At 58.3% G+C, this 21,931-nt stretch carries 22 protein-coding genes; 9 read left to right on the top strand and 13 right to left on the bottom strand.

Annotated elements, in window-relative coordinates:
* Positions 1-15: 15 nt before the first annotated feature.
* Complete coding sequence (locus AFK66_RS04615; RefSeq protein ID WP_023898221.1) at positions 16-1,059, bottom strand: DUF1176 domain-containing protein; 1,044 nt, start codon at positions 1,057-1,059, stop codon at positions 16-18.
* 130 nt (positions 1,060-1,189) lie between these two features.
* The gene (gene nudK / locus AFK66_RS04610) at positions 1,190-1,765 is read right to left on the bottom strand and encodes a GDP-mannose pyrophosphatase NudK (protein ID WP_007777142.1); all 576 of its coding nucleotides are present in this window, start codon (positions 1,763-1,765) and stop codon (positions 1,190-1,192) included.
* Between the two features lie 383 nt (positions 1,766-2,148).
* Here nudK and acrD point away from each other — a divergent pair, with 383 nt between their 5' ends.
* The gene (gene acrD / locus AFK66_RS04605; RefSeq protein ID WP_023898220.1) at positions 2,149-5,265 is read left to right on the top strand and encodes a multidrug efflux RND transporter permease AcrD; all 3,117 of its coding nucleotides are present in this window, start codon (positions 2,149-2,151) and stop codon (positions 5,263-5,265) included.
* A 107-nt stretch (positions 5,266-5,372) separates the two neighbouring features.
* Here acrD and ypfM read toward each other — a convergent pair whose 3' ends face one another.
* Positions 5,373-5,432: a protein YpfM gene (ypfM, locus tag AFK66_RS22240; protein WP_100207200.1), complete on the bottom strand. Its 60-nt coding sequence runs from the start codon at positions 5,430-5,432 to the stop codon at positions 5,373-5,375.
* 195 nt (positions 5,433-5,627) lie between these two features.
* On the opposite strand from ypfM, the gene AFK66_RS04600 reads away from it, so the two are divergent.
* The 4 genes from AFK66_RS04600 (at position 5,628) to AFK66_RS04585 (ending at position 7,869) form a co-directional block, all read left to right on the top strand.
* Complete coding sequence (locus AFK66_RS04600; protein WP_007777145.1) at positions 5,628-6,059, top strand: GNAT family N-acetyltransferase; 432 nt, start codon at positions 5,628-5,630, stop codon at positions 6,057-6,059.
* Positions 6,060-6,163: 104 nt separating this feature from the next.
* Positions 6,164-6,520 carry an ArsC family reductase gene (locus AFK66_RS04595; protein WP_023898218.1) on the top strand — a complete coding sequence of 119 codons (357 nt, stop codon included), beginning with the start codon at positions 6,164-6,166 and terminating at the stop codon, positions 6,518-6,520.
* A 4-nt stretch (positions 6,521-6,524) separates the two neighbouring features.
* On the top strand, positions 6,525-7,652 hold the full coding sequence (gene dapE / locus AFK66_RS04590) for a succinyl-diaminopimelate desuccinylase (protein ID WP_023898216.1): 1,128 nt from the start codon (positions 6,525-6,527) through the stop codon (positions 7,650-7,652).
* Positions 7,653-7,680: 28 nt separating this feature from the next.
* The gene (locus AFK66_RS04585; RefSeq protein WP_007700459.1) at positions 7,681-7,869 is read left to right on the top strand and encodes a YpfN family protein; all 189 of its coding nucleotides are present in this window, start codon (positions 7,681-7,683) and stop codon (positions 7,867-7,869) included.
* A 60-nt stretch (positions 7,870-7,929) separates the two neighbouring features.
* On the opposite strand, the gene ypfH is transcribed toward AFK66_RS04585, so the two are convergent.
* The 6 genes from ypfH to dapA all read right to left on the bottom strand — a co-directional run bounded on the left by ypfH (position 7,930) and on the right by dapA (position 14,508).
* Positions 7,930-8,628: an esterase gene (ypfH, locus tag AFK66_RS04580; protein ID WP_007777149.1), complete on the bottom strand. Its 699-nt coding sequence runs from the start codon at positions 8,626-8,628 to the stop codon at positions 7,930-7,932.
* 73 nt (positions 8,629-8,701) lie between these two features.
* Positions 8,702-10,696 carry a tRNA(Met) cytidine acetyltransferase TmcA gene (locus AFK66_RS04575; RefSeq protein WP_050500592.1) on the bottom strand — a complete coding sequence of 665 codons (1,995 nt, stop codon included), beginning with the start codon at positions 10,694-10,696 and terminating at the stop codon, positions 8,702-8,704.
* Between the two features lie 48 nt (positions 10,697-10,744).
* Complete coding sequence (gene ypfJ / locus AFK66_RS04570; protein WP_023898212.1) at positions 10,745-11,605, bottom strand: KPN_02809 family neutral zinc metallopeptidase; 861 nt, start codon at positions 11,603-11,605, stop codon at positions 10,745-10,747.
* A 130-nt stretch (positions 11,606-11,735) separates the two neighbouring features.
* On the bottom strand, positions 11,736-12,449 hold the full coding sequence (gene purC, locus AFK66_RS04565) for a phosphoribosylaminoimidazolesuccinocarboxamide synthase (protein ID WP_007700471.1): 714 nt from the start codon (positions 12,447-12,449) through the stop codon (positions 11,736-11,738).
* 129 nt (positions 12,450-12,578) lie between these two features.
* Positions 12,579-13,613 carry an outer membrane protein assembly factor BamC gene (bamC, locus tag AFK66_RS04560; protein WP_032983620.1) on the bottom strand — a complete coding sequence of 345 codons (1,035 nt, stop codon included), beginning with the start codon at positions 13,611-13,613 and terminating at the stop codon, positions 12,579-12,581.
* A gap of 16 nt (positions 13,614-13,629) precedes the next feature.
* Positions 13,630-14,508 carry a 4-hydroxy-tetrahydrodipicolinate synthase gene (gene dapA, locus AFK66_RS04555; RefSeq protein WP_023898209.1) on the bottom strand — a complete coding sequence of 293 codons (879 nt, stop codon included), beginning with the start codon at positions 14,506-14,508 and terminating at the stop codon, positions 13,630-13,632.
* A gap of 147 nt (positions 14,509-14,655) precedes the next feature.
* Here dapA and AFK66_RS04550 point away from each other — a divergent pair, with 147 nt between their 5' ends.
* Positions 14,656-15,225, top strand: coding sequence for a glycine cleavage system transcriptional repressor (locus AFK66_RS04550; RefSeq protein WP_032982399.1), 570 nt, complete (start codon positions 14,656-14,658; stop codon positions 15,223-15,225).
* Between the two features lie 2 nt (positions 15,226-15,227).
* On the top strand, positions 15,228-15,698 hold the full coding sequence (bcp, locus tag AFK66_RS04545; RefSeq protein WP_004386998.1) for a thioredoxin-dependent thiol peroxidase: 471 nt from the start codon (positions 15,228-15,230) through the stop codon (positions 15,696-15,698).
* Between the two features lie 45 nt (positions 15,699-15,743).
* Here bcp and AFK66_RS04540 read toward each other — a convergent pair whose 3' ends face one another.
* Complete coding sequence (locus tag AFK66_RS04540) at positions 15,744-16,808, bottom strand: AI-2E family transporter (protein ID WP_007777171.1); 1,065 nt, start codon at positions 16,806-16,808, stop codon at positions 15,744-15,746.
* A gap of 223 nt (positions 16,809-17,031) precedes the next feature.
* Here AFK66_RS04540 and bepA point away from each other — a divergent pair, with 223 nt between their 5' ends.
* On the top strand, positions 17,032-18,498 hold the full coding sequence (gene bepA / locus AFK66_RS04535) for a beta-barrel assembly-enhancing protease (protein WP_007777174.1): 1,467 nt from the start codon (positions 17,032-17,034) through the stop codon (positions 18,496-18,498).
* A gap of 11 nt (positions 18,499-18,509) precedes the next feature.
* Positions 18,510-18,866, top strand: a complete 357-nt coding sequence (gene arsC, locus AFK66_RS04530; RefSeq protein WP_007777177.1) for an arsenate reductase (glutaredoxin) — start codon at positions 18,510-18,512, stop codon at positions 18,864-18,866.
* Positions 18,867-18,915: 49 nt separating this feature from the next.
* On the opposite strand, the gene AFK66_RS04525 is transcribed toward arsC, so the two are convergent.
* The 3 genes from AFK66_RS04525 to upp form a co-directional block, all read right to left on the bottom strand.
* Positions 18,916-19,617, bottom strand: a complete 702-nt coding sequence (locus AFK66_RS04525) for a DnaA inactivator Hda (RefSeq protein WP_015742072.1) — start codon at positions 19,615-19,617, stop codon at positions 18,916-18,918.
* 96 nt (positions 19,618-19,713) lie between these two features.
* Complete coding sequence (uraA, locus tag AFK66_RS04520; RefSeq protein WP_004386993.1) at positions 19,714-21,003, bottom strand: uracil permease; 1,290 nt, start codon at positions 21,001-21,003, stop codon at positions 19,714-19,716.
* 80 nt (positions 21,004-21,083) lie between these two features.
* Positions 21,084-21,710: a uracil phosphoribosyltransferase gene (gene upp / locus AFK66_RS04515; protein ID WP_007763150.1), complete on the bottom strand. Its 627-nt coding sequence runs from the start codon at positions 21,708-21,710 to the stop codon at positions 21,084-21,086.
* Positions 21,711-21,931 lie beyond the last annotated feature (221 nt).

Here is a 21,931-nt window from a genome sequence, read left to right as displayed (position 1 = left end):
CCGCCAGAAGCGGGATTATTGAGTCACCCAGAGCGTCGGCCAGGCGTCCGGGCCGTGCCAGTTGTCGCAGCTTGGCTCTTCGGCGTAGCGCACCAGGCGAAACCGCTGCCCGTCGAAGCGCCAGCGCGTCGCGACGCCGCAGTCGCCAAGGCCCCGGCCTTTGGAAAGCGTGATCAGCTCTTTGGTTTTTTCATCAAAGCTCGCGTTCATCAGCTCCAGTTCCTGCTCTTTATCGGCAGGCACAAAAGGCAGGCGCAGGCGCACCATGCGCGAGGCAAACGGCTTCTGGCGCGATACCAGCCAGGCGAGATCCACCGTGTTGTAAGCGCCCGCTTCGCAGCTGATTATCATCAGCGCCGTGTCGTCGGAGAGTGCGGAAATACGCACTTCGCGGCGCATCGGGTCGAGCGAGCACTGGCTGTTAGTCATCCGCCAGGTGCCGTAATCGAGCAGCTCGTTCAGCTCGTCGTGAGAGAGCGGCGTCGGCGTCGGGTTGGTGATTTTAACGCCCCGGATAGCAGGCGCAGGCGGCACGCTGAGCGGCGGGTTGTTGCCCTTTTTAATCCAGGCGGTTTCGCTACCGACGCGCTTTTGCTGGGCGTCGATAAACAGCAGCGCGGCTTTTAGCCCGTCGAGCGACAAACGCCCCGGCCCGTCTTTCAGCGTAATGACCGACGACTCTTTAATCTGATCGAGAAAATCGATGATGGTGGCCGGATCGTCCGTCAGCAGGCGGCGCGGCGCGGCGCGCCATTTGCTGCCCGCCGGCACCAGCGTTTTGCCATCCAGCAGCAGGCGCGGCGCAAGCGGCGGCGCTTTGCTTACGGCAGCCTCCGGCTTGCCTGTCTCGATGCGCAGCGACGCGTCGGTTTTGGCACCGGCGCTGCGCGACAGCGTCATGACAAGCTCCTGATGATTGCCCACGTTACGGGCAGTGCAGAAATTCTGGTTATTGCAGGTCACCTGCCAGTCACTGAAGATCTTCTGCGCGGGCGCGGCATACAGCGGCGAGGCGAGCAGCAGAGAACAGCTAAGCAGTGACAGCAGACGAAAAAGCATGAACGGCGCGTATCCCGGGCGTAAACAGCGGTAAGAAGAAACGCGCCTATCTTCGTTGCCCTGCACGGGCGGCTCAATCGGATTTATCGGATAGCAATATCCGTAATACCGCCTCTCATTGTGAGGGAAATCAGTCCATTATTCCGCGTAGCTGAAGATGCTGAAGCAGCAGCACCGTTTTCGCATCGCGAATAACGCCCTGTTTTACCTTTTCCAGGGCTTCGCTAAAGGGCATTTCCAGCACTTCAATCTCTTCATCTTCCACGCCGCCGCCTTCGTTAGCGCGTGAGGCATCGTCATATTCCGCGATAAACAGATGGATAAGCTCGGTAACGCCGCCAGGCGAGGTATAAAGCTCAAAGACTTTTTCCGCCGCGTTCACGCGATAGCCGGTCTCTTCGATGGCCTCTTTGCGAATGCAGACTTCCGGCTCGTCATCGTCAAGAAGACCCGCGCAGGCCTCAATCAACATCCCGTCCGGGTTACCGTTCACCCAGGTGGCAACGCGAAACTGACGAATCAGCACCACGCTTTTCTTCTCGCGGTTATATAGCAGCACCGCAGCGCCATTGCCGCGATCGTAGACTTCACGCTTGTGGCGAACGACTTCGCCATCTTTTCGCGTCAGATCGTAGGTAATATTGCGCAAAACAAAGTAGTTTTCCGACAGAATTTTATCTTTTATCAGTTCGACATTTAACGACATAGCGACTCCATAAACGCCTGGTGTGGGTGAATAGTACGACCCGAAACGTCATTTGTCGCCCCCGGCGCGCCGCCGGAATTTCCGTTATTGCGTGCGGCCTCTGGCGGTTAAGCTTACGCACAGGCTATGGTTTATCCAGCCACAGCGAACAAATCGCAGCCCCGGGCGTGCGTAAACCTGGCGCGGACTATCCGCTGGTGCGGCGGGTACGGGCGTATACCGTGCCGGGGTGCGGGCGCGCGTGCCTGATGTGTTGCAGGAAGTGGCGCGAGATAATTTACATTATCTCCTTATTTTCTCCACGTTTGTTGTGCCCCCTGAGGCTACAGTGATTGCGGCTACCAATAATAACGATGCTAAGCATGTAAGAGGTTCTGACTCGCATGGCGAATTTTTTTATCGATCGCCCGATTTTTGCCTGGGTGCTGGCCATTCTCATCTGCCTGACCGGCACGCTGGCGATCTTTTCACTTCCCGTTGAGCAATATCCCGAACTGGCGCCGCCTAACGTACGCATCACGGCAAACTACCCTGGCGCCTCGGCCCAGACGCTGGAAAATACCGTCACTCAGGTTATCGAGCAGAACATGACCGGCCTCGATAACCTGATGTATATGTCGTCACAGAGCAGCGCCACCGGCCAGGCGACCGTCACGCTGAACTTCAAGGCGGGCACCGACCCGGATGAAGCGGTCCAGCAGGTGCAAAACCAGCTGCAATCGGCGCTGCGCAAGCTCCCCCAGGCCGTACAGACACAGGGCGTGACGGTGCGTAAAACCGGCGATACCAACATTCTGACCATCGCGTTTGTCTCCACCGACGGCAGCATGGATAAGCAGGATATCGCCGACTACGTGGCGAGTAATATTCAGGAGCCGCTGAGCCGTATCAACGGCGTCGGGGATATCGACGCTTACGGCTCGCAGTACGCCATGCGCATCTGGCTTGACCCGGACAAACTCACCAGCTTTCAGCTCACCACGGCGGATGTGGTGGCGGCGATTAAATCGCAGAACAGCCAGATAGCGGTCGGCCAGCTCGGCGGCACGCCGTCTGTGGATAATCAGGCGCTGAACGCCACCATTAACGCGCAGTCGTTGTTACAGACGCCGGAGCAGTTTCGCGCCATTACGCTGCGCGTGAATCAGGACGGCTCGACCGTGACGCTTGGCGACGTGGCGACCGTCGAAATGGGCGCCGAAAAATATGACTATCTGAGCCGCTATAACGGCAAAGCGGCGTCGGGGCTTGGCGTGAAGCTTGCCTCAGGCGCGAATGAAATGGAAACGGCACAGCTGGTGCTCAACCGGCTCGACGAGTTGTCGCACTATTTCCCGCACGGGCTGGAATATAAAGTCGCGTATGAGACAACCTCGTTCGTGAAAGCCTCGATTATCGACGTGGTAAAAACGCTGCTCGAAGCTATCGCGCTGGTATTTCTGGTGATGTATCTCTTTTTGCAGAATTTCCGCGCCACGCTGATCCCGACCATCGCGGTGCCAGTGGTGCTGCTCGGCACTTTCGCGGTGCTCTACAGCTTCGGCTACAGCATTAATACGCTGACGATGTTCGCAATGGTGCTGGCGATAGGTCTGCTGGTGGATGACGCTATCGTGGTTGTGGAAAACGTCGAGCGCATTATGAGCGAAGAGGGGCTGTCGCCGCGCGCCGCCACCCGTAAATCAATGGGCCAGATCCAGGGTGCGCTGGTGGGCATTGCGATGGTGCTCTCGGCGGTGTTTATCCCGATGGCGTTTTTCGGCGGCACCACTGGCGCGATTTACCGCCAGTTCTCCATCACGATTGTCTCATCGATGGTACTGTCGGTGCTCGTCGCGATGATCCTCACTCCTGCCCTGTGCGCCACGCTGCTTAAGCCGCTGAAAAAAGGCGAACATCACGGCTCGCGCGGCTTTTTCAGCTGGTTTAACCGCACCTTTGAGCGCAGCGCGCTGCGTTATGAATCCGCCGTCGGGAAGATTTTGCAGCGCAGCCTGCGCTGGATTTTGCTCTACGCCCTGCTGCTCGGCGGCATGGTGTTTCTCTTTTTGCGCCTGCCTACCTCGTTTCTGCCGCAGGAAGATCGCGGCATGTTTATTACGTCGGTTCAGTTGCCCTCTGGCTCCCCCCAGCAGCAGACGCTGAAAGTGGTACAGCATGTGGAGCGTTATTTCTTTGAGAAAGAAAAAGCCAACGTGACCTCGGTGTTCGCCACCGTCGGCTCCGGCCCCGGCGGCAACGGTCAGAACGTGGCGCGTATGTTTGTACGCCTGAAACCCTGGGAGGAACGCGACCCGGACACCGGCAGCGCGGATGCCATCATTGAGCGCGCCACGCAGGCTTTTCGCCATATTAAAGAGGCGCGCGTGTTCGCGAGCAGCCCGCCTGCCATCAGCGGCCTTGGCAGCTCCGCCGGGTTTGATATGGAGCTTCAGGATCACGCCGGGCTTGGGCATGACGCGCTGATGCAGGCGCGCGATCGCCTGCTCGACATGGCAAGCCAGGAGCCTGCGCTGACCCGCGTGCGCCACAACGGCCTAGATGACAGCCCGCAGTTGCAGATAGACATTGACCAGCGCAAAGCACAGGCGCTTGGCGTTTCCATCGACGATATTAACGACACGCTACAAACCGCGTGGGGCTCAAGCTATGTGAATGACTTTATGGATCGCGGGCGCGTGAAAAAGGTCTATGTGCAGTCCGCCGCGAAATACCGGATGCTGCCGGAAGATATTACGCGCTGGTATGTGCGCAACCAGGCGGGCACGATGGTGCCGTTCTCGGCCTTTGCAACGTCGCGCTGGGAAACCGGTTCGCCGCGCCTTGAACGCTACAACGGCTATTCGGCGCTGGAGATTGTCGGCGAGGCGGCGCCGGGCGTCAGTACCGGCACCGCGATGGACATCATGGAAAAACTGGTGAGCCAGTTGCCGACCGGCTTTGGCCTTGAGTGGACGGCGATGTCGTACCAGGAGCGGCTCTCCGGCTCGCAGGCACCGGCCCTTTACGCGCTCTCGCTGCTGGTGGTGTTCCTGTGCCTCGCCGCGCTGTATGAGAGCTGGACGGTGCCGTTCTCGGTCATGCTGGTGGTGCCGCTCGGCGTGATTGGCGCGCTGCTCGCCACCTGGCTGCGCGGGCTTGAGAACGACGTCTATTTCCAGGTGGGGCTGCTGACGGTCATCGGGCTTTCCGCCAAGAACGCGATACTGATCGTCGAATTCGCCAACGAGATGAACAGTAAAGGCCACGAGCTTATCGCCGCGACGCTCGACGCCTGCCGCCAGCGCCTGCGGCCGATTTTAATGACGTCGCTGGCGTTTATTTTCGGCGTTTTGCCGATGGCGACCAGCAGCGGCGCAGGCTCCGCCAGCCAGCACGCGGTCGGCACCGGCGTGATGGGCGGGATGATCTCCGCAACGCTGCTGGCAGTTTTCTTCGTGCCGCTGTTTTTTGTGCTGATCCGCAGACGTTTTCCGCTTAAGCCAGCACCGGAAGAATAATCGTGAAAGAAAAAAGGCGACCGTTAAGGTCGCCTTTTGGCATGTTCAGTGAGCAAAATCACTGCTGTGTGTCTATTAAAGCGATGTGCTCTTGCTTATTGCTGGACTTATTTACGAAGCATCGCTTCAATAAAATCTTTCCAGTTCCCCAGTTCATGTTCAATCATAATGACCTCTCTTATTATTGTTTGCATGGTACAAAAATAATGACGCGGAGTGAAGACAATTTAACCAATCGAATTGATAAGCCTCCCTCATGTATTTCTTATCGGCTTACAGTTCAATATGACGAGGATAAGTTTTCTGTTGTGTGACGGCTGGCAATATTCGGGAAATTTTTACTGAAAAAGAGGCAACCTGGCATGCGCATCATCACAAATCAAAACCATGAAACGCCCGACTGGCAGGCGCTGGCGACGCTAATTGAACGCGCAGGGCTGGGCGCGCGTGACCCGCAGGAGGTCGAACGCTGCTACCGCAATAGCACCTTCTGCTGGTACGGATTTCACGAGGGAAAGCTGGTCGCGACCGCGCATGCGATTAGCGATCTGACATGGTCCAGTTACGTCGCCGATATTGTTGTCGATCCCGATTACCAGGGCCGGGGATTCGGGAATCAATTAATGGACGAGATCCTCGCAACGCTTTTACCTTTTGGTAAAGTTTTTATCTATGCAGTTTTAGATAAGGTCGCTTTTTATAAAAAATATCAATTCCGCGAATTAACCAGCGGAATGGTGTGCGCCACCGATGAAAAATTATTCAAAATGCACGAACAGGGATATATACGCTAACCATAATTGTCAGTGATACGTTATATTAGCAGGCTATTATTTACCCTATTATCTGTTCGGATAATTTGTTTAACTGAACCGGTTTTGGACAAAAGGATTCAATTATGGTCGTGATGTACGGCATAAAAAACTGCGACACCATCAAAAAAGCCCGCCGCTGGCTTGAAAATAATCACGTAGATTATCAATTTCACGACTACCGCGCCGACGGCCTTGATGCACAATTAATGCATAAATTTATCGCAGAGCTGGGCTGGGAGGCGTTGCTGAATACCCGCGGCACCACCTGGCGCAAGCTCGACGAGGCGCAACGCGCGACGATTACCGACGCCGACAGCGCGGCCGCGCTGATGCTGGAAATGCCGGCAATCATCAAACGACCATTGCTCTGCGCGCCGGGTAAGCCTATGCTGCTTGGTTTTAGCGAATCCACTTACCAGCACTATTTTAACGAGGTCTAGTGTTATGTCTTGCCCGGTTATTGAGCTGACGCAGCAGCTTATTCGTCGCCCTTCTCTTAGCCCCGATGACGCGGGCTGCCAGGCGCTGCTGATCGAGCGGCTGCGTGCGGTAGGGTTTACGGTAGAGCCGATGAATATTGGCGACACGCAGAACTTCTGGGCATGGCGAGGAACCGGCGAAACGCTGGCCTTCGCGGGGCATACCGATGTGGTGCCGGCGGGCGATGTCGATCGTTGGATCAATCCGCCGTTTGAACCGACCATTCGTGACGGGATGCTGTTTGGCCGCGGCGCGGCGGACATGAAAGGCTCCCTGGCGGCGATGGTTGTCGCGGCGGAGCGTTTTGTGGCGCAGCATCCGCACCATCGCGGGCGTCTGGCATTTCTGATCACCTCTGATGAAGAAGCGAGCGCCACCAACGGCACCGTGAAAGTGGTCGAAGCGCTGATGGCGCGCGGCGAACGTCTCGATTACTGCCTGGTGGGCGAGCCTTCCAGCAGCGAAGTGGTCGGCGATGTGGTGAAAAACGGCCGTCGCGGCTCGCTCACCTGCAACCTGACCATTCACGGCGTGCAGGGCCACGTGGCGTACCCGCATCTGGCGGATAACCCGGTACACCGCGCCGCGCCGATGCTCAATGAGCTGGTCGGTATTGAGTGGGATCGCGGCAATGAATTTTTCCCGCCCACCAGCATGCAGATCGCCAATATTCAGGCGGGCACCGGCAGCAATAACGTGATTCCGGGCGATCTCCATGTGCAGTTTAACTTCCGCTTCAGCACCGAGCTGACCGACGAGATGATTAAACAGCGCGTGGTGGCGCTGCTTGAGAAATATCAGCTGCGCTATACGCTGGACTGGTGGCTCTCTGGCCAGCCGTTCTTAACCGCGCGCGGTAAACTGGTCGATGCGGTGGTGAACGCCGTTCACCACTATAATGAAATTAAACCGCAACTGCTGACCACCGGCGGCACGTCCGACGGACGCTTTATCGCCCGCATGGGCGCGCAGGTGGTTGAGCTTGGGCCGGTCAACGCGACGATTCACAAGATTAACGAATGCGTGAAAGCGTCCGACCTGCAGCTGCTGGCTCGTATGTATCAACGCATTATGGAGCAGCTCGTCGCCTGACGCGCGCTCTCAAGACGAGGATAACGTCATGGAATGGCTTGGAAAATATTGGTGGGTGCTGGTGCTGGTGTTTCTGCTCGGCGTCCTGCTGAACGTGATTAAAGATTTAAAACGGGTGGATCATAAGAAGTTTATGGACAACCGCCCGGAACTCCCGCCCCACCGCGATTTTAACGATAAGTGGGACGACGAAGACGACTGGCCGAAGAAGAAGTAAGCGCCTGCTTATTCTCTCCAGCCTCTCCGTCAGGCAGCCCGCCTGACGGAGCCCCCCGCGTTACATCATCTGAATCACATCGTCATCGCCAGGCTTACCGCCGCTTAACGCCTCATCAAAATAGTGCTTCGGCACGGTATAGCGCAGATGATCGAGCGCTAATTGCATGCTGCGGTTATCGATTGCATGCCCCAGATCCTCAACGATGTCGAGCGTGACGTCGCCACCGGCGCGCAGCAGCGCATCCGCCGCCGCCTGAGCGTAGCGGGAATCGATCACTTCATCCTCTTCGCCGTGGATCAGATGCACCGTGGTGGCGGTTGTCGCCGCCGTCGGCAGCTCAGCGAAGCGTCCGTTAAACGCGATGACGCGAGAAGCCAGGCCAGGCGCGGCTTTTACCCCTTCCAGCACCATAATCGCGCCCTGTGAAAAGCCGATCAGCGCTGTGGCGGCCGGGCCGACGCCGCTTTCACGCTGCCAGTGGCGCACGGTGTCGATGAATGTAGGCATTATCTCATCCACCCGCTGCTGGCGGTTGGATTCGGTGACGCCCTGCACGGAAAACCACTCTCTTCCCGGTGCCGGACCGCTCGGCGCAGGGCCGCCCACGCTCACCACCAGCGCATCCGGGAACAGCGGCGCGAAATAGCTGCCTATTTCGCCCATGGCCACCGGGTTATCCCCGACGCCGTGGAACAGCAGCAGCAGTTGTCTGGCAGGCAGTTCAGGGCTCTGAACCACAAAATGATCATGTCTCATGGCACTCTCCTTCATGGGTTACAGCCAGTTTACGCCGGCCTGAACAGATGACCATCGCAATTCATTGATGGACTTAGTGGAAAAATTGCCATTGCATAAGTTGCGCGTTTAAGGTCGCGGCACGCGGCGCATCAAGCGAATCCAGCGCCAGCGCGGTTTCCTGACGCAGCGCGGCGAGCAACGCTTTACGCCCGGAAAGCCCGAGCTTACGGCAGAGCGCGTCCACCGGCATTTGCAGCTCCAGCCGCCCGCGCAGCGCCTGCAACGTCTGCGGGCTCGCCTCAAGCAGCCGGTAGAGCGGACCGAAAGAGGTTTCCAGCGGACGATGCGCGAACGCGAATCCCGCGAGCGCTAACCAGTCATCATCATTAAGGGTAGCCTGGGGGACGGGCGTTAGCGGCAGCGTTTCATCCACCCAGCGCTGAAGCATCGCCGCATCGCGCCCCAGCCGCTGGTGTTCTTCACGCACAAGCCGCGCGCCCGCCTCACTCAGCGCCACGAGCGCCATCGCGTTATAGCAGCCGCTGCTGGCCTCGCGATGGCTGCCAAAACGCACCAGCGTAAAACCGCAGCGCTGCCAGAAGCGCCACAGCGCAGGCGTATAACCAAAACTCACGGAAAGATAATCACAGCCGTCAGGCGCCTGCGCGCGCGCCTGCTCAATCAACTGGCGTCCGGTGCCTTCACGCTGGCGACCCGGATGCACCGCCACGCGGCTAACGCGAAGACCAACAAGCGTGGCCGCGAGCGGATCGCCGCCGTGCGCCGCCAGCGACTGCGCCACCAGGTTGCCGCGCGGACGGCGATAACCGGCCCACACCGCCTGGCTCAGCGCCGTATCAAGACCGCCTTCCGCCACTAACCACAGCGCGCCGACGGCCTCGCCGCCCGCTTCGGCGGCGATGAAAGATTGATTCGGCGCATCCATCATCCGGCGCAGATCGAGCGGCGAGGTGCGATAGTGAGCGCCTGCCAGCAGCCGATACAGCGCGGCCGCGCGATCGGGCCGGGTGTGCCAATCGTCCTGATAAACCGGATAAAAGCGAACGTCGCCTGCGGGCGTGTGCGCAAAATCGTCATCGTCAAACAGCAGCGCCTGACTGACCAGCCGCTCCAGCGGATCGTCCTGCGCCCAGCGCACCGGCGTACTCAGCGTGCGGTAGCGCAGGCCGTCGATGCCCGCGCAGAATTTCAGCAAGAAACCGCGCCCGGTGCCTTCATAGCCCTGCACGGTACTGGTCAGAAGCGTGGCGGGAAACGCCCGCACCAGCTTTTGCAGCACCGGGCCCGGGAGCGCCGCGGCTTCATCAATGACCAGCCAGTCGCAGGGAGTGAGCGTGCCATCCTCAAGCGCAGCCAGCAGCGCGTCTGGTGCCATGAAGACAAATTTCTCGCCCGCGTGTACGGCGATAACGTCCGCCGAGGCGCGCGACGGCGCGGTTACCAGCGCTCTGCCCGGCAGCGCGCGAATAAACATGCCGGCGAGGGCCGATTTGCCGCGACCGCGCGCGGCGGTGATTGCCGTCACGCCATTAGTGGTGGTTAACAGCTCATCCAGTAGCCGCGCCTGCTCCTGCTGCGGCTCGCCGCAGGCCGGGTGCCAGCGTGGGCGCGGCGCAGACGGGCTTAACGGTAACGGCTGCTCCTGACGCCAGCAAATCACGTCCGGATCATCAAGAAAAAGCCGCTGAAGATGATGAATAAAATGCGGGGTGGCGATGGGCTCCCGGCTGTCGCTCCAGCGGCAGGAGTCGTTATCCACGCGCGCGGGCCAGGCCTTCCACGGTGGTGCCAGCAGCACCAGCCAGCTGCCGGCTTTCAACGTGCCGGCGAGCGCGGCAAACGCCGCGGCGTCAAAACCGCTGCGGGCGTCAAAGACCGCATGCAGGTATTCGCGCCCGAGCAGCGTATTGATAGCGCCAGGCGCGCCTTTGAGCGCCATCTCCGGCGCGGTGCCTACCCACAGCCAGTCGCCAGGGAGAGCATTCGCCAGCTGTTGCGCCTGCTGCGAGCACCAGAACTCATCGCCGCTTAGCACCAGCAGGCGACGAATGCCCGCCGCCGCCATCTGCGCCGTCAGCGTGGCGAAGCTTTCATTCACGTCAGCCTGCCTGCGTTACAGCGCATTGCCAAAGGTGTTGCACTGGGCCGGGTCGCCGCTGTCAAAACCGCGTTTAAACCAGCTATAACGCTGCTCGGATGTGCCGTGGGTAAAGCTGTCCGGTACCACGCGCCCCTGGCTCTGCTGCTGAAGGCGGTCATCGCCGATCGCCTGCGCGGCGTTCAGCGCCTCCTGCAAATCGCCGGTTTCCAGCACGCCCTCTTTCTGCATCGCATTGCCCCAGACGCCCGCAAAACAGTCCGCCTGTAACTCCAGGCGCACCGAGAGGCGGTTCACTTCGGTCTGAGAGGCGTTTTGCTGAAGCTGACGCACTTTCGGCTCAATGCCGAGCAGCTTCTGCACATGGTGGCCCACTTCGTGAGCGATGACGTAGCCCTGCGCGAAATCGCCGCCCGCGCCAAGTTTCTCTTTCATTTCGTCATAGAAGGAGAGATCGATATACACGGTGCTGTCCGCCGGGCAGTAGAACGGGCCCATCACCGACTGGCCGGTGCCGCAGCCGGTGCGGGTGGCACCGCGGTACATCACCAGTTTCGGCTCCTGATAAGTACGGCCCATTTTCTGGAACTGCTGGCCCCAGCTCTCTTCGGTGGTGCCGAGAATAACCGAGGTGAATTTCGCCGCTTCGTCTTCGTTCGGGCTGATGGAGCGCGACGCCTGCTGGCTGACCGGCGCGCCGCCGGTGAGAAGCCCGGTGAGATCGACACCGTAATAACTCGCGACGACGACCACCACCAGCAGTACCAGCCCGCCCTTCCCGGCAGGCAGGCGGAATCCGCGCCCGCCCATCATCGGCGAACTGCTGTTTCTTCTGTCTTCAACGTTGTCGCTTTCGCGACGTCCTTGCCAACGCATACTCTGACCTCATCACTCTCAATTTTTATGATAATGATCGTAGGTGGTTCAGGCGCGCTTTACCATAAGAAAACGGGGGAAGGCGCAGGGTATGAAAGCCATACCCTGCGAAATGCGAAGGAAAAAGCGGTTAGTCGAGATTCACGCCAAGACGGCGCGCGACTTCTTCATAGGCTTCGATAAGGCCGCCCAGGCTCTGACGGAAGCGGTCTTTGTCCATTTTGTCCATGGTTTGTTTATCCCACAGACGCGCGCCGTCCGGCGAGAACTCATCGCCCAGCGTCACTTCGCCGTTGAAAAGACCAAACTCCAGCTTGAAGTCGACCAGAATGAGCCCCGCGTCGTCAAAGAGCTTTTTCAGCACATCGTTGGCTTTGTAGGTCAGCTCTTTCATGCGCGCGAGGTTTTCCTGGCTCACCCAGCCGAAGGTTTCGCAGTAGGATTCGTTAACCATCGGGTCGTGCATCGCGTCGTTTTTCAGGAACAGATCGAACAGCGGCGGATTGAGTTCGATGCCCTCTTCAATGCCGAGACGCTTCACCAGCGATCCCGCCGCGCGGTTGCGGATAACGCACTCCACCGGCACCATATCGAGCTTTTTCACCAGCGCTTCGGTATCAGAAAGCAGCCGTTCCATTTGCGTCGGGATACCCGCTTCGGCCAGTTTGCTCATGATGAAATAGTTAAACTTGTTGTTCACCATTCCCTTACGGTCAAACTGCTCAATGCGGGCGCCGTCGCCTGCTGACGTATCATTGCGGAACTCGAGCACCAACAGATCCGGATTTTCCGTGCTGTATACGGTTTTCGCTTTGCCACGATACAACTCAGCTTGCTTTTGCATCTTTATTACTCCAGGTGTGGTGACCGCTCGCGCGGCCTGAGGATTTATCACAAAACTTGCCATTTTCCGGCGACGCACACGTTTGCGTCTACCACAGAAAAAAGGGCCGGAGTGATCCGGCCCTGCGTATTACTTGCTGAATGCAGCCTGGAAGGCGGCGACCAGCGCATCGTTCTGCGACTGGGTCAGCGTATGGCCTTTCGGGTCGATAAACTGCAGGCTGGTGCGGTTGTCGAGATCGCCGACCTGAAGTTTGTAATCGCCGTTAGAGAGGCCCGGATCGCGTGCGCCCAGCGCCTGCCAGTCGCTGTCAGACAGCGCTTTGTAGGTCACGGCGACGCTGCCCGTTGAACGGGTGGAGTCGGTCACTTTCATGCCCACTTTGGCGAGCGTATCCGGCAGGCGGTTCCACACGGCGTTGAACGGCGCGCGCACCACCAGTACCGGCAGGCCAACATCGTCGGAACCGCTGGTCACGTCGATTTGCGACGCGCTGCGGTTGTCGGCGGCGTTCTGGCGCGCGGTTTCGTTTTTATCAAGACCGGAGGCGATCGCGTTCAGCATTTCGGCGCTGTAACGCTGCAATGAGGCAGTATCCGCCACCGGTTTGCCATCCTGCTCAAGATTGACGAGCTTCACCACCAGCGCCTGCTGATAGCCTTGCGGCTTCACGCTGACCTGATAGCGACCACGATACTGTTGGTCTTCATCGGCGCGGTTCCACTGTACCCAGTCGGTGTTGAGCGTCTGAGCGGCGTCGTCGCGTTTTTCAATGGTGTAGTTGAGCGACTGTACGACGCTGACCACCTGCGGCCAGAGCGCACCGTTGCGGCCACTTTCCAGCAGCAGCGTGGCGGTATCACCCGTGAACTGCGTACGCGCGCCGCTGACCAGCGCCAGCGGCTGCGTGGGCGGGCGAATATCAAGCTGTTTGCCAACCGGGCCGTTGGTAAGCGGGGTCGGGATGTTATAGTCGCCGTTCTGCACCGGCAGGATCATACCGGCCGGCGCGTGCAGTTCTGCCAGCGGAGCCGCGTCCAGATAGGACTCATCGCCGCTCACCTGACGCTTGTAGCGCGAATCGGAACTACAGGCGGCGAGCAGCATCACCAGCGATACGGTTGCTACTTTCGCCACACGCGACTTCTGTACTGAGTAAGCCATCAAATCTCCCTAAACTTTACAGCAGGCCGGCATGCTTAAGCGCGGAGCCAACAATGTCGCGACCGGCATCGGTAATCGGCGTCATTGGCAGGCGCAGCGTATCGGTCGCCACAAGTCCCAACTCCTTACAGGCCCATTTCACCGGGACAGGATTGGGTTCGACAAATAATTTATGGTGCAAAGGCATCAGGCGACGATTGATGATGCGCGCATCGTCAAACTTCCCTTCCGCCGCGAGCCGGCACATATCGGCCATATCGCGCGCCGCGACGTTGGTGGTAACAGAAATCACCCCGTGACCGCCAAGCTGCATGAAATCCATCGCTGTGGCGTCGTCGCCGCTTAACAGCGCGAAATCATCACTGACCAGCTCTTTGATCAGATGAACGCGGCTTAAGTTCCCGGTCGCTTCTTTGACACCGACAATATTTTTAATTTTCGACAGACGGCCCACGGTCTCCGGCAGCATATCGCAACCGGTACGGGACGGCACATTATAGAGGATCTGCGGCAGGTCGGTATGCTCCGCGATAGCTTTAAAATGCTGGAACAGGCCTTCCTGGGTCGGACGGTTGTAATACGGCGTAACGGTCAGACAGCCTGCGATGCCGCTGTCGTTGAAACGCTGAGTCAGGCTGATGGCCTCGGAAGTGGCGTTCGCGCCCGTGCCTGCGATAACCGGGATGCGGCCGTCGGCAAGTTCCAGCGTCATCATCACCACGTCAGCATGTTCGTCATGGCTAAGCGTAGCGGATTCCCCGGTCGTCCCTACCGATACAATCGCCGACGTTCCATTAGCGACATGGTAATCAATCAGTTTTTTCAGGCTCGCCCGGCAGACATTACCTTTTTCATCCATCGGCGTGATAAGCGCGACAATACTTCCCGTGAACATTGGCCATCCTCTGTGCAAACAAGAGCCTCAATGGTACGTTTGGTGCCGTAATAAAAGCAAGCGGCCAGGGCGCGCTATGCGGTTGTATGGCGGATTTTTTTATGGTTTCCTAAGGAATAATTCATCGTTTCAACAGGAAGCACAGGTTTGACATCCTCATCCCCCCATTATCTGGTGATTACCGCGCTGGGAGCCGACCGCTCGGGTATCGTTAACACTATCACCCGCCATGTCAGCAGTTGCGGCTGCAATATCGAAGATAGCCGTCTGGCGATGCTGGGAGAGGAGTTCACGTTCATCATGCTGCTGTCCGGGAGCTGGAACGCGATTACGCTGATTGAATCCACGCTGCCGCTCAAGGGCGCCGAGCTGGATTTGCTGATTGTGATGAAACGCACCACCGCCCGCCCGCGCCAGGCGATGCCGGCGTCCGTCTGGGTGCAGGTCGAGGTGGAAGACTCGCCACACCTTATTGAGCGCTTCACCGAGCTGTTCCATTCCCACGATATGAATATCGCTGAACTTATCTCGCGCACGCAGCCTGCGCAGGAAAATAAGTCCGCACAGCTCTATATTCAGATAACGGCGCACAGTCCGGCTACACAGGATGCGACGATTATCGAACAGCCTTTCCGTCAACTCTGTACAGAGCTGGGCGCGCAAGGCACTATTAGCGTGGTTAATTATCCACAGCAAGATGAACAGGATGGAGTGTAGTGATGAATCCACTGAAAGCCGGTGATATCGCACCGAAATTTAGCTTGCCCGATCAGGACGGTGAACAAGTAAATTTGACCGACTTCCAGGGACAGCGTGTTCTGGTTTATTTCTATCCCAAAGCCATGACGCCGGGCTGCACCGTCCAGGCATGCGGGCTGCGCGATAATATGGATGACCTGAAAAAAGCGGGTGTGGAAGTGCTGGGCATCAGCACCGACAAACCTGAAAAGCTCTCGCGTTTCGCTGAAAAAGAGCTGCTTAATTTCACGCTGCTCTCGGATGAAGATCATCAGGTGAGCGACCAGTTTGGCGTCTGGGGTGAAAAATCCTTTATGGGGAAAACCTACGACGGCATTCATCGCATCAGCTTTTTGATCGATGCCGAAGGAAAAATCGAGCATGTGTTCAACGATTTCAAAACCAGTAATCACCACGATGTGGTGCTGGCCTGGCTGAAAGAACACGCCTGAAGACAAATTGCCGGGAGGCGTAACGCCTGCCCGGCCCGTATGACGTTACTCTTGTGCCGTCGGCGTGGTTTCCGGCCAGGCGTGAACCACCGCTTTAATCAGCGTCGCCAGCGGAATGGCGAAGAAAATCCCCCAGAAGCCCCACAGCCCCCCGAAAATCACCACCGAGAGAATAATCACCAGTGGATGCAGATTGACCGCTTCGGAGAACAGCACCGGCACCAGCACGTTGCCATCCAGCCCCTGAATGATCAGATAGACCGCAAAGCAGCTCCAGAACTCCGTGCCCATGCCGAACTGAAACAGCGCCACGCACACGACCGGGATAGTCACCATAAACGCGCCGATATACGGAATCAGTACAGAGATGCCGACCAGCACCGCCAGCAACAGCGAGTAGTTAAGGCCGAAAATCAGGAAGCCTATCCAGGTCGCGACGCCGACCACAATCATCTCCAGCACTTTGCCGCGAATATAATTGGTGATCTGCTGGTTCATCTCCACCCACACCTGTCCTGCGAGACCGCGGTTACGCGGCAGCACACGCCGCACCGCGTTCAGCAGTTGTTCTTTATCTTTGACTAAAAAGAACACCATCAGCGGCACCAGAATCAGGTAGATGGCGAGCGTCAGCAGCCCCACCAGCGAGGCGAGCGAATATTTCACGACGGAATCGCCAAGCGTGATGATGCGGGTGCGCATATTTTCGGCGATGGCGTCGATAATGCCCGCGTCCATCAGCGCCGGAAAGCGCTTCGGCAGCGTCGCCGCAAAATCGGAGAGCTTATTGAGCATGCCGGGAATATCGCGGATCAGGTAAATCCCCTGCTGCCAGGCCACCGGCACCACGACAAACGCCATCACCAGCACAATACCGATAAAGAGCACCAGCACCAGCGTTGCGGCAAGGCCGCGCGAACAGCCGATGCGCTGCAGCCGCGACGTCGGCCACTCCAGCAGATAAGCGAGGACGATAGCGACCAGCAGCGGTGCCAGCAAACCATGCAGGAAGAAGAGGATACAAAAACCGGCGACCAGAATCGCCAGCAGCGCTATCGCCTCCGGATCGCTGAAGCGACGACGATACCACTGGGTTAACATTTCAAGCATAAAAAACCTTCCCTTACGGGTTACGGCACGGGCGTGAGGGCGAATTGTATCGAAATGTCACAAAAAAGACCGTGATTTTTGTGCCCCCCGCAAGACAACCCGTCACCGGATGAATATGATTTCCCGACGCATTTGTAAAACGGACTTCCCAGCCAGGCGCGCGGACTGAACAAAGCGATGCCGGGCGGGTCAAAAGAGACTCTATACAGACGGGAAAGAGGCTATGTTCAGGCAGTTGAAAACGACACTGGTTGCAACGCTTATCGGCGGCATGCTGGCAGGCCCGCTTGCGCCCGCCTTTGCAGCGGACCCGGCCGACGGTTTGCCGGATATGGGCACCTCGGCGGGCAGCACGCTCTCTATTGGTCAGGAGCTTCAGATGGGCGATTACTATGTCCGTCAGCTGCGCGGCAGCGCGCCCCTGATCAACGACCCGCTGCTGGTGCAATATATCAACGGGCTGGGTATGCGCCTGGTCTCGCACGCCGATTCGGTAAAAACCCCTTTCCACTTTTATCTCATTAATAACGATGAAATTAACGCCTTCGCCTTTTTCGGCGGCAACGTGGTGCTGCACTCGGCGCTGTTCCGCTATGCCGATAACGAAAGCCAGCTCGCCTCGGTAATGGCCCACGAAATCTCCCACGTCACCCAGCGTCACCTGGCGCGTGCGATGGAAGATCAAAAGCGCAGCGCCCCGCTCACCTGGGTCGGCGCGCTCGGCTCCATACTGCTCGCGATGGCAAGCCCGCAGGCGGGTATGGCGGCGCTGACCGGCACGCTCGCCGGTACGCAGCAGGGCGTTATCACGTTTACTCAACAGAATGAACAGGAAGCCGACCGCATCGGTATTCAGGTGCTGCAACGCTCGGGTTTTGATCCGCAGGCGATGCCGACTTTCCTTGAGAAACTCCTCGACCAGGCGCGCTACTCCACGCGCCCGCCGGAAATTCTGCTGACTCACCCGCTACCGGAAAGCCGTCTGTCGGATGCCCGTAACCGCGCGAACCAGATGCGCCCCGTCGTATCGCAATCCTCGGAAGCGTTCTACATGGCGAAAGTGCGCACGCTGGGCATGTATAACTCCGGGCGCAACCAGCTCACCAGCGATATTCTGGATTCACTCGCCAAAGGCAACCAGCGTGAACAGCACGCCGCGCAATATGGCCGCGCCCTGCAGGCGATGCAGGATAAACGCTTCGCCGAAGCCCGCCAGCAGCTGGAACCGCTGTTACGCGCGCAGCCGGGCAACGCCTGGTATCTCGACCTCGCCACCGATATTTCGCTTGGCGAGCACAAAGCGCAGGAGGCGATTGACCGTCTGAAAAGCGCGCCGGATCTGAAAACCAACCCGGTGTTGCAGTTGAACCTCGCTAACGCGTATCTGGAAGGCAGCCAGCCGGCGCAGGCGGTGACTATCCTCAACCGCTACACCTTCACCTGGCCGGATGACACCAACGGCTGGGATCTGCTGGCGCAGGCGCAGGCGGCGCTCGGCAATCGCGATCAGGAGCTGGCGGCACGCGCCGAAGTGATGGCGCTTTTGGGTAAACTTGATCAGGCGATAACGCTCCTCAGCAGCGCCAGTTCGCAGGTGAAGCTTGGCAGTCTGCAACAGGCGCGTTATGACGCCCGTATCGACCAGATCCGCCAGCTGCAACAGCGCTTCCGCCCTTACGAAAAAATGTAACAGGAGAGACCATGTCCCGGGACGTGACGATTTACCATAACCCACGCTGCTCAAAGAGCCGCGAAACCCTGAGCCTGCTGACCGAACGCGGCATTGAGCCGGATGTCGTGCTGTATCTGGAGACGCCGCCGGATGCGGCGACAATCAAAACGCTGCTGAACCAGCTCGGTTTCAGCGAGGCGCGCGAGCTGATGCGCACGAAAGAAGATCTCTATAAGACACTGAATCTGGCTGACCCGTCGCTTAGCGAAGAGGCGCTGATTCAGGCGATGGTGGATAACCCGAAACTGATTGAGCGCCCGATTGTGATTAGCCACGGCAAAGCGCGACTGGGGCGCCCGCCGGAACAGGTGCTGGAGATCCTCTAAAAAAAACGCCGCGGGCACTCCTCGCGGCGTTCTTCTTTCTGCGAGGCTTTTACAGCCCGAGCGTGTCTTTCACAAACGGGATCGTCAGCTTACGCTGGGCGCTGATCGAGGCGCGATCGAGCTGATCGAGCGTCAGGAACAGCGTGCGCATTTCGCGATCGAGCCGTTTTAACAGAAAACGCCCCACATCTTCCGGCAGCTCGAACCCGCGCATCCGCGCGCGCAATTGCAGCGCCTGGAGCTTATCGTCATCGGAAAGCGGCTGGAGCCGGTAGATTTGCCCCCAGTCGAGTCGCGAGGCGAGATCGGGCAGCTTCAGGTTGAGCTGGCGCGGCGGCCTGTCGCCGGTAATGAGCAGCCGGGTATTGCCCGATTCCAGAATGCGGTTATAGAGATTGAAGATAGCCATTTCCCACAGCTCATCGCCTGCGATGCATTCGATATTATCGATGCACACCAGCGAGAGTTGCTCCATACCCTCCAGCACCTCCGGGACAAACCAGGTGCGTTTATCGAGCGGCACATAACCGACCGCGTCTCCGCGTTGCGAAAGCTCAGCGCAGGCGGCATGCAGCAGATGGCTTCGCCCACCTCCCTCCCGGGACCAGAAATAGATGTAGCCGCTGCGGTCGTGACGTAGCATCGTCTGGAGTGCGGCTAATAAAGAGGGGTTGTCGCCCGGCCAGAAGCTGGCAAACGTTTCGTCATCGGGCAGCCAGAGCGGCAAGGAGAGCTGTGCCGGTGTGTTCAGAAGGACCTCTTCAAGGACATACGAAAAAACGCATTGAGTCTATCACACAATCGCTTCGCTGTTGAACCGGGCGGACAGCGCCGCCCGGCAGGCGGATCAGTGTGGCGATTTTTCGTGCTCGTCAGCGTCAAGCACCGTCTCTTCCGGGCGCAATACGTTGATAAGTTTGAAAATCAGGCTCAGCGCCACGCCGACTATCGTCGCCAGCGCCATACCTTTGAGCTCGGCCGCGCCAATATGCACTTTCGCGCCGCTGACGCCGATGATCAGGATGACTGACGTCAGGATCAGGTTCTGCGCCTTGCTGTAATCCACTTTGGATTCAATCAGCACGCGAATACCGGAAGCGCCGATCACGCCGTACAGCAGCAGCGAAACGCCCCCCATCACCGGTACCGGGATAATCTGGATCGCCGCCGCCAGTTTGCCAACGCAGGAGAGCAAAATCGCGATGATCGCAGCGCCGCCGATAACCCAGGTGCTGTAGACGCGGGTGATCGCCATCACGCCGATGTTTTCGCCATAGGTCGTGTTCGGCGTGGAGCCGAAGAAACCGGAAATCATCGTCGAGAAACCGTTCGCGAACATCGAGCGGTGCAGGCCCGGATCGCGGATCAGATCTTTTTTCACGATATTCGCCGTCACCACCAGATGCCCGACGTGCTCGGCTATTACCACCAGCGCCGCAGGCAGAATGGTGAAGATGGCAAACCATTCAAAGCGCGGCGTGTAGAACGTCGGCAGCGCGAACCAGTGGGCATTGGCAATCGGCGTGGTATCCACGACGCCCATCGCGAAGGAGAGCGCATAGCCCGCCAGCACGCCGATAAGAATCGGGATGATCGCGAGAAAACCACGGAACAGCACCGAGCCAAACACCGTCACCGCCAGCGTCACCAGCGAAATCGTAATAGTGGTAGAATCCGCCGTCTGGCCTTCCGCCGGCAGCAGGCCCGCCATATTGGCGGCGACGCCCGCAAGCTCCAGGCCGATAACGGCGACAATCGCGCCCATCGCCGCAGGCGGGAACATCACGTCGAGCCAGCCGGTGCCTGCTTTTTTGACAATCAGCGCCACGATGCAAAACAGCGCGCCGCAGACGATAAACCCGCCAAGTGCCATCTCATAACCGAGTGGCAACAACAGCAACACGGGTGAGATAAAGGCAAAGCTTGAACCCAGATACGCCGGGATTTTGCCTTTACAGATAAAGAGATACAGCAGCGTTCCGATGCCGTTAAACAGCAGTACGGTGGCCGGGTTGATATGAAACAGGATGGGCACCAGCACAGTTGCGCCAAACATGGCGAACAGGTGCTGCAAACTAAGCGGGATAGTCTGTAAGAGCGGCGGACGTTCACTTACCCCGATAGCACGGCGCGTCATAGCGTTTTCCTCAAGAGTGTTGATGTGTGATGTTTAAGTGTGAGACCAAAAAAAAGCCGACTAATAAGTCGGCTTAATGTTTATTTCGTACCAAATATTTTATCGCCCGCATCGCCGAGGCCCGGGATGATGTACCCGTGCTCGTTCAGCCCCTTGTCGATAGACGCGGTATAAAGCTCAATGTCCGGGTGCGCTTTCTCCAGCGCCTTGATGCCTTCCGGCGCGGCAACCAGAACCAGCACTTTGATGCTGGTGCAGCCAGCTTTTTTCAGCAGGTCGATGGTGGCGATCATCGAGCCGCCTGTCGCCAGCATCGGGTCGACAACCAGCGCCATGCGCTCGTCGATATTAGAAACCAGCTTCTGGAAATACGGCACCGGCTCCAGGGTTTCTTCATCGCGATAAACGCCAACCACGCTGATGCGCGCGCTCGGTACGTTCTCCAGCACCCCTTCCATCATGCCGAGACCGGCGCGCAGAATAGGCACAACGGTAATTTTCTTGCCTTTGATCTGCTCGATTTCCACCGGGCCGTTCCAGCCTTCGATGGTCACTTTTTCCGTCAGCAGATCCGCCGTGGCTTCATAGGTCAGCAGGCTGCCCACTTCAGAGGCGAGTTCACGAAAACGCTTGGTGCTGATGTCATGCTCGCGCATCAGGCCCAGCTTGTGTTTAACCAGCGGGTGCTTCACTTCAACGATCTTCATTCTCTTTCTCCCCAGCAAGATGGCAGCCACAAAAAAAATCGCCGGATTATACCGCTTTTTGCGGGCCGCGCCATACGTAATGGGCTTGATCGGGATCAACCGAACAGAAGTCAGTCATCTTATTAGTGTGTTTTATTCAACGCAACAAGGGCTCGCAAACGTTTGCCTGGACTGTTAGAATTGCCGCGTTTTCTCTACTACCACCAACCGCAACCGCGTGG

The sequence above is a fragment of the Cronobacter malonaticus LMG 23826 genome (assembly GCF_001277215.2).
Taxonomy (GTDB): domain Bacteria; phylum Pseudomonadota; class Gammaproteobacteria; order Enterobacterales; family Enterobacteriaceae; genus Cronobacter; species Cronobacter malonaticus.
This window is presented reverse-complemented; position numbering and strand designations above follow the sequence as displayed.

Bases quoted from the DNA above. Each gene is read 5' to 3' on its own strand.
- AFK66_RS04615 (WP_023898221.1), bottom strand. From the start codon at position 1,059: ATGCTTTTTCGTCTGCTGTCACTGCTTAGCTGTTCTCTGCTGCTCGCC.
- nudK (WP_007777142.1), bottom strand. From the start codon at position 1,765: ATGTCGTTAAATGTCGAACTGATAAAAGATAAAATTCTGTCGGAAAAC.
- acrD (WP_023898220.1), top strand. From the start codon at position 2,149: ATGGCGAATTTTTTTATCGATCGCCCGATTTTTGCCTGGGTGCTGGCC.
- AFK66_RS04600 (WP_007777145.1), top strand. From the start codon at position 5,628: ATGCGCATCATCACAAATCAAAACCATGAAACGCCCGACTGGCAGGCG.
- AFK66_RS04595 (WP_023898218.1), top strand. From the start codon at position 6,164: ATGGTCGTGATGTACGGCATAAAAAACTGCGACACCATCAAAAAAGCC.
- dapE (WP_023898216.1), top strand. From the start codon at position 6,525: ATGTCTTGCCCGGTTATTGAGCTGACGCAGCAGCTTATTCGTCGCCCT.
- AFK66_RS04585 (WP_007700459.1), top strand. From the start codon at position 7,681: ATGGAATGGCTTGGAAAATATTGGTGGGTGCTGGTGCTGGTGTTTCTG.
- ypfH (WP_007777149.1), bottom strand. From the start codon at position 8,628: ATGAGACATGATCATTTTGTGGTTCAGAGCCCTGAACTGCCTGCCAGA.
- AFK66_RS04575 (WP_050500592.1), bottom strand. From the start codon at position 10,696: ATGGCGGCGGCGGGCATTCGTCGCCTGCTGGTGCTAAGCGGCGATGAG.
- ypfJ (WP_023898212.1), bottom strand. From the start codon at position 11,605: ATGCGTTGGCAAGGACGTCGCGAAAGCGACAACGTTGAAGACAGAAGA.
- purC (WP_007700471.1), bottom strand. From the start codon at position 12,449: ATGCAAAAGCAAGCTGAGTTGTATCGTGGCAAAGCGAAAACCGTATAC.
- bamC (WP_032983620.1), bottom strand. From the start codon at position 13,613: ATGGCTTACTCAGTACAGAAGTCGCGTGTGGCGAAAGTAGCAACCGTA.
- dapA (WP_023898209.1), bottom strand. From the start codon at position 14,508: ATGTTCACGGGAAGTATTGTCGCGCTTATCACGCCGATGGATGAAAAA.
- bcp (WP_004386998.1), top strand. From the start codon at position 15,228: ATGAATCCACTGAAAGCCGGTGATATCGCACCGAAATTTAGCTTGCCC.
- AFK66_RS04540 (WP_007777171.1), bottom strand. From the start codon at position 16,808: ATGCTTGAAATGTTAACCCAGTGGTATCGTCGTCGCTTCAGCGATCCG.
- bepA (WP_007777174.1), top strand. From the start codon at position 17,032: ATGTTCAGGCAGTTGAAAACGACACTGGTTGCAACGCTTATCGGCGGC.
- arsC (WP_007777177.1), top strand. From the start codon at position 18,510: ATGTCCCGGGACGTGACGATTTACCATAACCCACGCTGCTCAAAGAGC.
- uraA (WP_004386993.1), bottom strand. From the start codon at position 21,003: ATGACGCGCCGTGCTATCGGGGTAAGTGAACGTCCGCCGCTCTTACAG.
- upp (WP_007763150.1), bottom strand. From the start codon at position 21,710: ATGAAGATCGTTGAAGTGAAGCACCCGCTGGTTAAACACAAGCTGGGC.